The following is a 13,146-nucleotide window of genomic DNA, read 5'->3' as shown; positions in this document are numbered from 1 at the left end:
TCAGGAACGATGAAAGTATCTCCAGCTAAAGAAAACATACTCAAAAGGGTTCGGAATGCGCTCAGCCAGCCGGTTCAGCTGCCTTTCCCCAACGCGGAAGGCAACAACTCGGTATATCACACCGAACACGAAGGCCTTGAGCTGAAATTCGCCGAAGAGTTCTCCAAGCTCCAGGGCAAATTCATCTTCTGCTCTTCCCGCGACGAGCTGGCCGAAAACCTGCAAACACTCGTGGAAAACAAGGAATGGACGCACGTGCATTGCAAAACGCCTTCCCTCGAATCCGTACTCAGGCCTTACAACCCGGCATACCTCAACGTGGGCGACGTGCATACGCTCGACGCCGCGATCACGGACTGCGAATACCTCATCGCCCGCACTGGCACCATCATCATGAGCGCAGCGCAGCCTTCGGGCCGCGCCCTGCCGGTGTACGCCCCAGTTCATATCGTGGTGGCCTATTCGCACCAGCTGGTGTTCGACCTGAAAGACGGCATCAGCAAAATGAAGGAAAAATACCCCGGCCAGCTGCCCTCCATGATCTCGTTCGCCACCGGCCCCAGCCGCACGGCAGACATCGAGAAAACACTCGTGGTAGGCGTTCACGGGCCGAAAGAAGTGTACGTTTTCCTGCTGGACGAATAACATTGTGATCTGCTTTCAAACTTGTAAAATGCAAAAGGAAATCATCACTTTTGCATTTTACATTTAAGACAAAGCCCTCATGGAAATATTACTGCCGCCGGGCAAGCGCGTTTATTTTGCATCAGACTTTCACCTCGGCGCTCCGAACATGGAGAAAAGCCGGGACAGGGAACGCCTTATCGTTCAGTTCCTGGACGAAGCGGCGAAAGATGCCGCGCATATCTTTCTCGTGGGCGACCTTTTCGATTTCTGGTTCGAATACAAACACGTGATCCCGAAAGGGTACACGCGGCTGCTGGGCAAACTCGCCGAACTGCGCGACAAAGGCATCGGCATTACCGCTTTTATCGGCAACCACGATATGTGGATGGACGGTTATTTTGAAGAAGAACTGGAGATCCCCGTGTACTTCGAGCCGCAGCAATACACCATCAGTACGAAAAGATTTTACATCGGTCATGGCGATGGTCTCGGCCCCGGCGATCACGGTTATAAATTCCTGAAAAAAATATTCCGCAACCCCGTTTGCCGCTTCCTGTTTTCGTGCATCCCGCCGAACTGGGGCATTTCGATGGCGAACTACTGGAGCCGCAAAAGCCGCGCTGCCACCGGTTCCCAGCTGGAACAGTTTTTAGGCGACGAAAATGAATGGCTCGCGATCTACAGCCGCGAGATCCTTCAAAAAGAACACTTCGATTATTTTATTTTCGGTCACCGACATTTGCCGCTCGACCTGAAAGTGGGCGGCAACAGCCGCTACATCAATCTCGGCGACTGGCTCAATTACAATTCCTACGCCGTGTTCGACGGTAATACCACGGAGCTGAAATATTACGGGAAACCCTAGCCCAATATTTCGTGCAGGATAGGCGGGGACTGCAGCTCGGTGAAATCGGGCAGGTGCAGTTTGTAGAACTCCAGGTAAGCATAGAGCATATTCCTTCTCCGCTCTTTGTTCAATTCAATTTTTTCAAGATCGGCGAAATTGCGGATGTCTTGCAGGCGGTCCGTGATCATGCTGCTCGTTTCGTCCAGGTAATTGGTGTGATGCGGGGGAAGGTCCGTGAAAACGCCTTCCTGCAGATCGAGGTACGGCGTGTATTCGGAATAATGGCCACCGAAGTGGAAACCCAGGTGCGCGGCCAGTTTCAGGGTAAAAAATAACGGCAGGTTGGCGGCCACGGGGGTGGATTCCGTGTCCAGCGCCCGGAACGAGCTTTCCGCGAAATGGTACAGCTCTGGCGTATGCTCCGGTTGTTTCATCACTTTCTGCAACAGCTCTATCAGGTACAGCGCGACGGTATTTTTTACGATGTTCACATGCATGGACGTGTACACATGACCGAGCTTGAACTCGGAAATGCGCTGCAGGTTCTTTTGTTCGTGATGGTACACCACCAGGTCGAGGATATTGCCCGGCTGCAGGATGTTGCCTTTCGCGGCTTTCGGTTTGGACGAGCGCACGCCGTTCACGATATAGGACTGTATGCCGAACAGCTCGGTGAAGATGCTCAGGATGACGCTGGAGTCACCGTATTTGATGGTCCTTAAAACAATACCGGGAGTTTTGTGCAGCATGTTGGCAAAATTCGGTGATCAGCGGATAAATACCAGCTTTGTAACGATCTTTTCTTTCCCCGTATCGTCTGAAGCCAGCACAAGGTACACGCCGCTCTGCGGGCGGTAGCCCGTGTAATCTTTCCCGTTCCAGACGGCCTGCCCGCCCTGCGCGCGCGTTTGGTATACGAGTTTGCCTGTAATATCGGTGATCTTGACGATGGCGTTCCGCACCAGCCCGCGTATCGCGATCGTGCCTTCGTAGCCGTGGGGCACGGGGTTGGGAAATGCCATTACGTTGCTGCCCTGTTCCGGCGTGCCTTCCGTAGCGGTGCCGCGCCAGGAAATGATCCCGGCTGCCGTGGCGAAAAACACTTCCCCGGTTTCGGGATGTATGGCGATGCGGTGAATGACATTATCTGGCAACGGGCTGTTAGCCGTGTTGAAATGTTGGATGATGCCGGTACCGTCTGCACTGATGAGCCATGCGCCGTTTTGCGTGCCCACCCATTTGCGGTTGGCGCCGTCTGTCGCGATGGTGTTCACCTTTTCGTTCTGGAAAAGATAACCCGCAAAATTATCCTGGCGCACGACGGGCCAGATGGCGTCGCAACCCGCCGTGGCGAAGGTTTCGGCGGCGCATTGCACCACGCCGATGCCGCGCGCGGTGCCGATCCATATCCAGCCGTCCTTATCTTTCGCCGCGCAATACACTTCGCCCGAAGGAAGGTTCCCTCTTCCCGCGCCGGGCTGGAACAGCTTCCACTGGTCGTCCTGCGTATTCTCCACGTTCGCCCCGTGGTTCAGCACCAGCACCCCGCTGCCCCCGGGCGACACGATCCATTTCTGGTTGCTGTCGTCGATCAGGATCTGGCTTACCGCGTTGGCGGTGTGAAAAATGGGAATGATGAAACGCTGCCAGGTATTGTCCGGCCGCTTTACGAGCAGGTTGCCGTTGGCGCCATAGGAACTGGCCCAGAGATAACCTTCCGCATCTGCCGCAATGCCGCTGATCAATGAATCGCCGAGGGGTTTCGTGCCCGTGTAATTGCCGCTTGCGGGCAGGGTGAGCAGGCCGCCGCCGAAAGAACCGGCAAACACGTCGCTGCCGGAGGCAGACAAAGAAACGATGTCGTGATAAGGCAACGGGAACGCGTAGTTAAACCATTCTTCCTGTTCAAAACGGTACAGTCCCTGCTGGTTGCCAAGCGGCTGCCAGCTGGCGTTCACCCCGCCGGAAGCGGCCCACAGCGCGTTGTTATGTATAAAAAGGTCGCCGGTGGCGATGCCCGCGGGGGAATTGGGAACGAGGGATTCGTACACGCCGTTTTCGTGCAGCACGAGGCCGTTTCGGCCGTCCGCGATCCAGGCGCTGTTGCCGGTGAGCACTGCGGCGGCGGGGGAAACGATCAGTCCGGGTTGGCTGTATTCCGCCAGCACGGCGGCTTCCGGCGAAAGGCGCAGGGTTTTGCCGGGCTGGTGTACGAAAATGGCATCGGTTTGAAGGGAAAGACTTTGAATGGGCGCGGGAGAGACGTACCACTTTTGCCAGGCGCCGCCTTGCAGTGAAAACACGGTATCGTTCACCCGGCCGAGCAACAACGATCCCGATACCCCGATCTCGGTCATAGGTTGGGAGGGAAGGCCGGCGGAAACGTCCGCCCAGTTGCGCTGATCGGCGAGGTTGCTGCCTTGCAGCGGGGCGCTTTTCACGCCTGTGGAAGTAGCGGCATAGCAGGTGTTGCCGGCCGTGGCGGTGGAAAACACGGTGCTGTTGAGCACCGGCAGCCAGGTGTCTTCTATTTCATTACGCTCAAGGTCCAGCACGATAATGCCCAGGCCGGTGCTGAGCAAAGCCCGCCCTCCGCTGAAGGCGATATGCCTGATACGTTTGTCTCCGGAGGTTTGCCGTTGCATAACCTCGGGAATGTTCACCACGTTTTCGCCATGCAGCACGTCCAGGTTGCTGTTGCGGTAGGCGATCACCAGCGCGGCGCCGGTTTCGTGCCAGCCGATCGCGGCGATGCCCGCGTCGTGCAGGCCGTTCACTTTGCTGTAGCGGGTAAATTCGTGCCCTTCCCGCGAAACTGAAAACAGGCTGTAAGGCGTGGCGCAAAATACCGCTTCGCTGCCCGCCGCCACCGCAATGGCCTCCCGGCAGGGGAAATGCTCCCGCCATTGCCCGATGGGCGTTAACTGGGCGAAAGTGCCGGGGATCATGAAAAAGAGACAACAGATCAGGTGGCGGAGGTGCATACCCCAAAAATAACAATTACGAATTATCCCTTATGCATAAATCGTAATGAATGGTTACCTTTATGGCCTTTAGCAAATCAAACCAAGAAAAACTTATGTGGCAGCGCCTGGCAGGTTTTGTATTAAAATTCCGATTATGGCTTCTGGCTTTGTTGTTTATAGGCACGGGCATCATGGCGTTTTACGCCAGCAAAGTGGAATTGTCCTATGAATTTACGGGCGCTATCCCGAGGGATAATCCGAAATGGCTTGAATACCAGTCATTTAAAAAACAATTCGGGGAAGACGGGAACATGATGGTGATCGGCATCGAAACAGACAGCCTTTTCAGCCTGCCTTTCTTTTCTTCGTATGTACAGTTAAACAACGAGCTGCGGAAGATCCCCGCGGTGGAAAATACCCTCAGCATCCCGGTGGCGGTGAACCTCGTGAAAGACGACAGCACCCGCAAACTCAAAGCCGTCAACCTTTTCCAGCCCGTACCCCAAACACAGGCGGAGCTGGACAGCCTGAAGAATATCTTTCTTTCCCTGCCCTTTTACCGGGGACTTTTATACAGCGATCACAGCAATACTTACCTGCTGGCCGTGCACATCAACAAAGACGTGCTCAACTCCAAGGGTCGCATCAAGGTAGTGAAAGCCATTTCCGAAACCGCCATGGCCTTCGGCAAACGGCATAACCTGGACATGAAGCTCAGCGGCCTGCCCATGATCCGCACCATCATGGCCACCAAAGTGGCGGACGAGCTGAAGATGTTCCTCGTCATTTCCTTTGTGCTCACCGCGTTCATCCTGCTTATATTTTTCCGTTCCTTCAGTGCCGTGCTCATGAGCATGATCGTGGTGGCGATGGGGGTGATATGGTCCGTGGGCACCATCGTGCTTTTCGGATACAAGATTACCCTGCTCACCGGCCTCATTCCGCCGCTGATCGTGGTGATCGGGATTCCTAACTGTGTGTATTTCCTCAATAAATACCATACGGAATACGCGCTTCATAAAGACAAGACCGTCGCGCTGGTGCGCATGGTGCAGCGCATGGGCATCGTGACGCTGTTCACCAATCTTACGGCGGCCATCGGCTTCGGCGTGTTTTATTTTACGAGAAGCGAGCTGCTCAAACATTTCGGCGTAGTGGCGGGGATCAACATCATGCTGGTGTTCGCGATCTCTTTCGTTTTCCTCCCTTCCGTGCTCAGTTACCTGCCGCCGCCTAAAACCAAACATACCAGCTACCTGGACAACAAGCTGTGCCGCGCTGTGCTCAGCCTGCTCAACACGCTGGTGTTCAAATACCGCCCCATGGTCTACCTGTTCACCGGCCTGATGGTGCTGGCCGCGATTTTGGGCATGATGCGGCTGAGACCGGTTGGTTTTATCGTAGACGACATTCCGAAAAAAGACAAGCTGTATACGGACCTGAAATTCTTTGAAAAGAACTTCGAAGGCGTGATGCCCCTGGAGATCGTGATCGATACGAAGCGGAAGAACGGGGTGGTGAACCTGCAAACGCTTACCAAACTGGATGCGCTGAGCGGGATTATCGCGCGGCAGCCGGAATTTGCGAGGCCATTGTCCGTCGCGGAAGGCATCAAGTTCGCCAAACAGGCGTATTACGCGGGAGACAGCCTGAACTACGCCATTCCGAACCAGTTCGATATCGGCTTCCTTGCGCCTTACCTGCGTATGCGGGGTGGGGCAGACAGTGCGTCGATGTTCACCAAGCTCGTGTCTTCCTTTATGGACAGCACCCGCCAGGTGGCGCGCATGAGCGTGAACATGGCCGACGTGGGGTCTGTGGCGCTGCCCAGGCTGATCGATTCGCTGCGGCCGCATGTCAACGAACTGTTCGACACGGCGCATTATAAAGTGACGTTCACGGGCACGAGCATCATATTCCTGGAAGGCAGCCGCTTCATCATCAACGGCCTGCTGGAAAGCATCCTGCTGGCTTTTGTGCTGATCGTGTTCTGCATGCTGTACCTGTTCCGTTCCTGGCGGATGCTGATCATTTCGCTGGTGCCCAACATCATCCCGCTGCTGGTAACGGCCGGCGTGATGGGCTGGCTGGACATTGCGATCAAACCCTCCACGGTATTGGTTTTCAGTATAGCGCTCGGTATAGCCATTGACGTTACGATCCGTTTCCTGGTGAACTTTAAACAGGAGCTGCCGCTCAATAATTATGATATATCCGCCACCGTTAGGCAAACGATCAACGAAACGGGCTTGAGCATCATTTACACATCGCTGATCCTGTTCGCCGGGTTTATGATCTTTGCGTTCTCCGAGTTCCAGGGCACGAAGGCGCTGGGCTGGCTGACATCTTTAACGTTGGTGATGGCGATGGTGACGAACCTGACGATATTGCCGGCGATGCTGTTATGGATGGAAAAGGCGTTGAAGAAAAAGGCGCAGAAGAAGGAATTGTGGAAGGCACTGGACGAGGAAAAGGACCTTGAAATGAAGGAGCTGGGGCTGGAAGACCAGCAGGATTGATACGTTCATCCTTTATTACAGCCGTTCAAACAAATTAATATTACAGGGGCATGATAACTATTTGGGGCTTGCTCCCTGCCGGAATATAGTCCGTGGCTCAATGCCACGGATTTTTTTTGCCACAACGGTCAAATAATCTAGTAGGGTGCGTTCATCACATACAAATCGCCGCTTATAATAAAGCATTATATATAGCGCGGAAAAAGTAAGAGGTTTAACATGCCATTTCTAACCTCTTAGTCCATGAAAAATAAGTTCCTGAAGGGCGCTCATTTGTCCGAGCGTAAATTTAAGGAGATACTTAAGCTATTCTCCGAAGACCTGACGGCCACACAGATAGCGAATATCAGTGGCGTCAGCCGGGTAACCATCAACAGTTACCTGAAAAAGATAAGGTTGCAGATCGTGAAATATTGCGAATCGCTGCAACCGGAAACCGCCTCCGGTGCCGCTTCCTGGCAGCACAGGGCCAATTCCCACCACCAGGGCCACGATACGGCCGTCGCCGTGAAAACGGACGTCGAGCGTATTATCAAGCCGGTAATTTTCGGAATCTTCAAGCAGGACAACAAGGTGTTCACCGAGATCCTTCCGGACGTAAGCCGGTCGATGATCCAGGCGATCGCCCGGGGCCGTTCCGTGCTGGAGACCGTCGGAAGCGCTGAGCGTATCCGCCGTTTCAGCGGTGTAGTGGACCTGGGGCAATACCGCTTATACCATTTGGGCAACCACCACCACGAGGTGGAAGCCGGCAAAACAACATTAGACGATGTAGACGGGTTCTGGGGGCTTACCAAGCACCGCCTTGCGAAATTCAAGGGGCTGAACCGGAATACCGCTTACCTGCACCTCAAGGAATGTGAGTTCAGGTACAATTACAGACATGAGGAATTATACGCAGTATTGCTGAATCTCCTGAAAACATTCCCGTTAAACTTGTCTTGACCGGTCATTTCCGGTGATTGGCGGCAGATTGCTAATTGCAAAGAGCTTGGTATGTTTACAGTACCAGAATCTGTCGCTTATGAAAAAGACATTATCAAACTGTTTGATATGGAGTAATAGTTCTATATCCGATCAAACCATTGAACTGGCACGCAGTAAGCAATCTAATCCTTTACTAGCAAGCATTTCAACCAATAAAAACATTGTGCGCGGGCTCAACCCCTGTGCATACGAAATCATTAAAGATCTCGATTTAGATTTTGGTTGATGATAAGCGGGTGATAATCTTGTCGCCTGCTTTTCTTTTTTATACCCCTCCCAAATCCAGGCTGGTGGCGAAAAGCAGGCATTCTACATACGAACTGAACTTATCCAGTATTACTCATTACTTAAAAAAAAATCTATGTCGCCTCCAAAAAAATTACAATCCAATTGCGTTATGAAACCGTTAAGTAATTTATATTTGTCTGTTAAAATTTCGTTAAACAACTAAATTATGCTTATGAGGAAAGGTCTAACCGTGCTTTTCCTGCTCCTGGTATGCCTCTCAGGACAGGTATTAGCGCAGAGCCGAACCATTAAAGGAAAGGTTACTGCCGCTGAAGACGGCACCCCCATCATCGGGGCTACCGTGTTAGCAAAAGGAACAAATGTCGGGACTGTTACGAACGCCGAGGGTGATTATACCCTGAATGTGCCCGATGGCGTGAACGAGCTCGTTGTCAAATTCATTGGTATGAAAGACACCGAGGCCAAAATCAATGGCTCCACTGTGAACGTGGTATTGTCTACCGACGTAACGACCCTTACCGAAACCGTTGTTACGGCGAATGCGATCCGCCGCGACAAACGTTCCCTGGGTTACTCCGCGCCCGTTGTAAAGGCCGAAGAGATCACCAGGGGCCAGAGCGTGAGCCCGCTGAACGCGCTCACCGGTAAAGTGGCAGGCGTAAACATCACCAGCACAGCATCCGCTCCCGGTTCTTCTTCCCGTATCGTACTCCGCGGTGGTTCTTCCATTACTGGTAACAACCAGGCATTGCTTGTTGTGGATGGTGTGCCCATCGACAACGAAAGCATCATTGGCGGCGGCGACAGCCGTTCCGCTATCGACTTCGGTAACCGTGGTAACGACATCAACCCGGACGATATCGAAGATATCTCTATCCTGAAAGGTCCTGCCGCCGCGGCACTCTATGGTTCACGCGCTTCCAACGGCGCGTTGATCATCACCACGAAATCAGGGAAAAAAGGGGCGAACAGAAAACAGGAGATCACTTACACCTCCGCGCTGACCCTTTCCAACATCCTGAAACTCCCCGATCTCCAGAACGAGTTCGGCCAGGGTTACGGCTTCGAGCCCGATCCGCTGGAAAACTTCAGCTGGGGCCCGAAATTCGACGGCGCAATGACCGAATGGGGCCAGGAGATCAACGGCCAACGCCTCTCCAAACCTTATTCAGCCCAGCCGGACAACGTAAAGGACTTCTTCGAAATGGGTAAAGCATGGAACAATAACGTGTCCCTCGCAGGCGGCAACGAAAAATCCACCTACTACCTCTCGCTGAATGCCCTCAACTCCAATGGCGTTATGCCTTCCAACGCAGACCGTTACAACAAGTACGGCGTGCGTTTCAACGGCAGCACCGAGCTGAGCAACAAGTTCTCCACCTCTATCGGTATCAACTACACCAAGATCAACAGCAACATGATCCAGGGCGGCCAGGGCGACGGTTCCGTGTACGACAACGTACTGCAGACCCCCCGCGACATTCCCCTGCAGGACATGGGCGATCTGAAAAATCCTTTCTACAGCTATGGAGACGTGCTGCAGGATGCCGACGGTAACCCCCAATACGGTTACTACGGCGCTTACACCAACAGCCCCTACTGGGTACTGAGGGATTTCAAAAACCTGAACGACGTAGACCGCGTGACCGGTAACTTCACCGTAACCTACAAACCGCTGGACTGGCTGAACGTTACCGAAAGGCTGGGTGCGGACGTTTATACCGACCGCCGCCGCATCAAACAGGCGAAAGCCGACCTGCTGCCCGCCGACCCGGGATGGACAGACAAACACCTGCCCGGCGCATACGAGGAAAACAAGATCAACCTGAGCGATATCGTTCACGACCTGATGATCACCGCGAAACATGATTTCAGCAAAGACTTCAATGCTTCGCTCATGGTCGGCAACAACATCCGCCAGCGTACCCTCACCACCCTGGAAGCCGAGACCAACTCTGCCGGCCTGGTAATTCCCGGATGGTACAACCTGGATAACAGTAATGGTTCTGTAGTAGCAGAAAACTTCTACAGCCAGCGCCGCCTCGTAGGCCTTTACGCCCAGCTGGACCTCGCCTATAAGAACATGCTGTTCATCGGCGCCACCGCGCGTAACGACTGGTCTTCCACGCTGCCCGCGGCCAACCGCTCTTTCTTCTATCCCAGCGTGAACGGTTCGTTCGTGTTCACCGAGCTGCTGAAAGACAGCAAGATCAGCAACTTCCTGAGCTATGGTAAGATCCGCGCGAGCTACGCTTCCGTGGGTAACGATGCCGATCCCTACCAGCTGCGCAACTACTACGTGAGAACGCAGATCCTGGGCGGTTTCGCCAACACCCTGTTCCCCTTCGACGGTATCCCGGCCCTCACCATGAGCAACACCATCGGCAATCCTGACCTTAAACCGGAAAGGACCAACGCTTTTGAAGTAGGTACCGAACTGAACATGTGGGAAAACAGGCTGTCTGTAGACTTCTCTTATTATCAGAACAGGTCTAAAGACCAGATCCTGGCAGCGCCGATCGCGCCTTCCACCGGTTTTACCAACGAGATCCTGAATACAGGTGAAGTGGAAAACAAAGGTGTGGAAATCGGCCTGCGCGTTACACCGATCAAAACTTCCACAGGCTTTACCTGGGAACTGTTCGGTACGTATACCAAGAATAAAAATACCGTTGTATCGCTGCTGCCGGGCGTAGACCAGGTGATTATCGGCGGTGTTTCCGGCATGAGCATCGTTGCAGCGGTAGGCCGTCCGTACGGTACCTTCTATGCACGCGATTATCTCAAAGACGACCAGGGCAGAATGGTGATCAACGCAGAAAGCGGGTTGCCTGAACTGACTACCGACGCACGTTACTTCGGTTCTTACAACCCTGACTGGATGGCTTCCTGGGGCACCAACCTCAGCTACAAAGGTTTTACCCTGAGCGCGCTGTTCGATACCAAACAAGGCGGTTACTTCTATTCCAGGACGAGCGACATCATGACCTTCGTGGGTACTACCCCGAGGACCGTGGTGAACGACCGTCAGCCTTATGTGGTTCCCAACACAGTGCTTAGAGATCCTAACGATCCGAGCAAATACATCGCGAACACGAGCGTGGAAACACAGTGGATGGACTTCTGGACCAACCAATCCAGCGTACCTGACGCAGCGCACATCATCGATGGTTCTTACATCAAACTGAGAGAACTGAGCCTGTCTTACAGGGTGCCGAAAACTTTCCTGAACAGAACTCCGTTCGGCGATGCTTCTATCGGCCTCTTTGGTAACAACCTTTGGATCCACACTCCGAAAGAGAACATGTTCGCTGATCCGGAAGTTAACTCCGGCGGTGCGGGTAACGAACAAGGTTTTGACTTTACAGCCCAGCCTTCCCTGCGCAATTTCGGTGTGAACCTGAAAGTAAGTTTCTAACCTTTAGCTGAAAAAGAGAAATTATGAAAATGACAAAAGCAAAATCCATCATAGCGGCTTTAGCTGTAGCGGCCATCGTTCTGCCGGGGTGTAAAAAATTCCTGGACATCAACGAAAGCCCGAACTCTACCACCAAAGCTAACCCGGAACAGATCCTGCCTTCTATCGAGGCATCTGTTGCGCACGTAACTTTTAACCACTTCCAGACTTACGGCAACTTCTGGAGCCAGTACTGGACGCAGCGGCCTAACGCCAGCCAGTACCGTACGATCGATGCATATTCCTCTGGCCCGTCGGATTTCGACCGCCCCTGGGGCATCCTGTATGCAAACGGTCTGACTGATACGGATTCTCTGATCTCGTTGCAGCACCTGCCTAAATTCAGCCAGTGGTCTGCGCGGGCCTACATCCTGCGCGCATATGCGTTCATGCAGCTCACAGACGGTTTTGGCGACATTCCCCTGACGGAAGCGCTGCAGGGCCGCGGCAACCGCAGCCCGCACTACGATCCGCAGGCACAGGTATACGACAGTATTTTCCTCTGGATCCAGAAAGGCATCGACCTGCTCGATCCCGCTAACGCTTACCAGCCCGGCGCTGAAGACCTCCTGGACAACGGAGAAGGTTGGACTGCATTCGCTAAAACCCTGAAACTGCGCGCTTATCTCCGCATTTCAGGCGTAGATGCCCCCAAAGCGGCGGCCGGCATCCAGGCTTTGTATGCGAGCGGCGCCACATTCCTGACCGAAAACTGGCAACTCAACTATGTAAACGTCGGCGGCAACCAATACCCCGCATGGGCTGAGGTGGTTGCACTGCAGATCCGCAACCAGGGCGCTTCCAGCACCGTTATGGACAAGTTGAAAGAATGGAACGATCCCCGCATCAACAGCTTTTTTGCACTGTCCGGCGGCCAGTTCCGTTCCATCCCGCAAGGCGGTTTCGACAATGTGCCCAGCACCACGGCTATGTCTAACCCGACAGCAGCCATGTTTGGCGGCGCTACGCCCGGCGTTTTCATCAACGCTGCCGAAAGCTACTTCCTGCAGGCTGAAGCTGCATTGAAAGGCTGGGGTACCGGCGATGCCGAGGCGCTCTACGAACAGGGCATCCGCACGAGCTTCGCAGCGAACGGCCGTTCAGACGCCGAAGCCACCACTTACATGACCAATCAGCAAGTGGCCTGGAACAGCGCCAATGTAGATACCCTGCAGAAACGCATCATCACGCAGAAGTATTTCTCAATGGTAAACCTCCAGGGTTACGAAGCATGGACCGAATGGCGCCGTACGCACTACCCCGAGTTCCTCATCCGTTCTCAGGCTTCCGTGCTCGGTCCCAACTCAAGGCCTCAGCGCTTTATTTACCCGCAGTCTGAGCTGACCAGGAACGCAAACTTCCCCGGTCTGCAGAACATCGACGTACCGGTTTGGTGGGCTAAAAAATAATCGCCCGGCAAACTTTCATAGAAACTTAACGAGAAGGCCGTCTCCCGCTTTTGCAGGAAGACGGCCTTTCTTTTTCCTTCAAACC

8 protein-coding genes are annotated in these 13,146 nt (G+C 53.7%); 6 read left to right on the top strand and 2 right to left on the bottom strand.

Annotated features, from left to right (window positions below; genetic code table 11):
* Window positions 1-9: 9 nt before the first annotated feature.
* Together J7I43_RS10550 and J7I43_RS10545 are read left to right on the top strand one after the other, a co-directional pair.
* Window positions 10-645 carry a LutC/YkgG family protein gene (locus J7I43_RS10550; protein WP_209145637.1) on the top strand — a complete coding sequence of 212 codons (636 nt, stop codon included), beginning with the start codon at window positions 10-12 and terminating at the stop codon, window positions 643-645.
* Between the two features lie 79 nt (window positions 646-724).
* On the top strand, window positions 725-1,492 hold the full coding sequence (locus J7I43_RS10545) for a UDP-2,3-diacylglucosamine diphosphatase (protein WP_209145636.1): 768 nt from the start codon (window positions 725-727) through the stop codon (window positions 1,490-1,492).
* Here J7I43_RS10545 and recO read toward each other — a convergent pair.
* Both recO and porZ read right to left on the bottom strand, forming a co-directional pair.
* On the bottom strand, window positions 1,489-2,223 hold the full coding sequence (recO, locus tag J7I43_RS10540; RefSeq protein WP_209145635.1) for a DNA repair protein RecO: 735 nt from the start codon (window positions 2,221-2,223) through the stop codon (window positions 1,489-1,491). The two genes, J7I43_RS10545 and recO, sit on opposite strands and share 4 nt — an antisense overlap.
* An 18-nt stretch (window positions 2,224-2,241) precedes the next feature.
* Window positions 2,242-4,458, bottom strand: coding sequence for a type IX secretion system anionic LPS delivery protein PorZ (porZ, locus tag J7I43_RS10535; RefSeq protein WP_209145634.1), 2,217 nt, complete (start codon window positions 4,456-4,458; stop codon window positions 2,242-2,244).
* Between the two features lie 95 nt (window positions 4,459-4,553).
* On the opposite strand from porZ, the gene J7I43_RS10530 reads away from it, so the two are divergent.
* The 4 genes from J7I43_RS10530 to J7I43_RS10515 all read left to right on the top strand — a co-directional run bounded on the left by J7I43_RS10530 (window position 4,554) and on the right by J7I43_RS10515 (window position 13,061).
* Window positions 4,554-6,959 carry an efflux RND transporter permease subunit gene (locus tag J7I43_RS10530; protein ID WP_209145633.1) on the top strand — a complete coding sequence of 802 codons (2,406 nt, stop codon included), beginning with the start codon at window positions 4,554-4,556 and terminating at the stop codon, window positions 6,957-6,959.
* A gap of 243 nt (window positions 6,960-7,202) precedes the next feature.
* Entirely contained in the window at window positions 7,203-7,904 is a 702-nt protein-coding gene (locus tag J7I43_RS10525) for an IS1595 family transposase (protein ID WP_209145632.1), read from the top strand.
* A 502-nt stretch (window positions 7,905-8,406) separates the two neighbouring features.
* The gene (locus J7I43_RS10520) at window positions 8,407-11,613 is read left to right on the top strand and encodes a SusC/RagA family TonB-linked outer membrane protein (protein ID WP_209145631.1); all 3,207 of its coding nucleotides are present in this window, start codon (window positions 8,407-8,409) and stop codon (window positions 11,611-11,613) included.
* Window positions 11,614-11,642: 29 nt separating this feature from the next.
* Window positions 11,643-13,061 carry a SusD/RagB family nutrient-binding outer membrane lipoprotein gene (locus J7I43_RS10515; protein WP_209145630.1) on the top strand — a complete coding sequence of 473 codons (1,419 nt, stop codon included), beginning with the start codon at window positions 11,643-11,645 and terminating at the stop codon, window positions 13,059-13,061.
* Window positions 13,062-13,146: the final 85 nt, after the last annotated feature.

The organism is Chitinophaga chungangae (assembly GCF_017742215.1).
Lineage (GTDB): Bacteria > Bacteroidota > Bacteroidia > Chitinophagales > Chitinophagaceae > Chitinophaga > Chitinophaga chungangae.
The sequence above is the reverse complement of the archived record's forward strand: the minus strand, read 5'-3'. Positions and strand labels throughout refer to the sequence as shown.

Coding starts and splice junctions, on each gene's coding strand:
- J7I43_RS10550 (WP_209145637.1), top strand. CDS start 10: ATGAAAGTATCTCCAGCTAAAGAAAACATACTCAAAAGGGTTCGGAAT.
- J7I43_RS10545 (WP_209145636.1), top strand. CDS start 725: ATGGAAATATTACTGCCGCCGGGCAAGCGCGTTTATTTTGCATCAGAC.
- recO (WP_209145635.1), bottom strand. CDS start 2,223: ATGCTGCACAAAACTCCCGGTATTGTTTTAAGGACCATCAAATACGGT.
- porZ (WP_209145634.1), bottom strand. CDS start 4,458: ATGCACCTCCGCCACCTGATCTGTTGTCTCTTTTTCATGATCCCCGGC.
- J7I43_RS10530 (WP_209145633.1), top strand. CDS start 4,554: ATGTGGCAGCGCCTGGCAGGTTTTGTATTAAAATTCCGATTATGGCTT.
- J7I43_RS10525 (WP_209145632.1), top strand. CDS start 7,203: ATGAAAAATAAGTTCCTGAAGGGCGCTCATTTGTCCGAGCGTAAATTT.
- J7I43_RS10520 (WP_209145631.1), top strand. CDS start 8,407: ATGAGGAAAGGTCTAACCGTGCTTTTCCTGCTCCTGGTATGCCTCTCA.
- J7I43_RS10515 (WP_209145630.1), top strand. CDS start 11,643: ATGACAAAAGCAAAATCCATCATAGCGGCTTTAGCTGTAGCGGCCATC.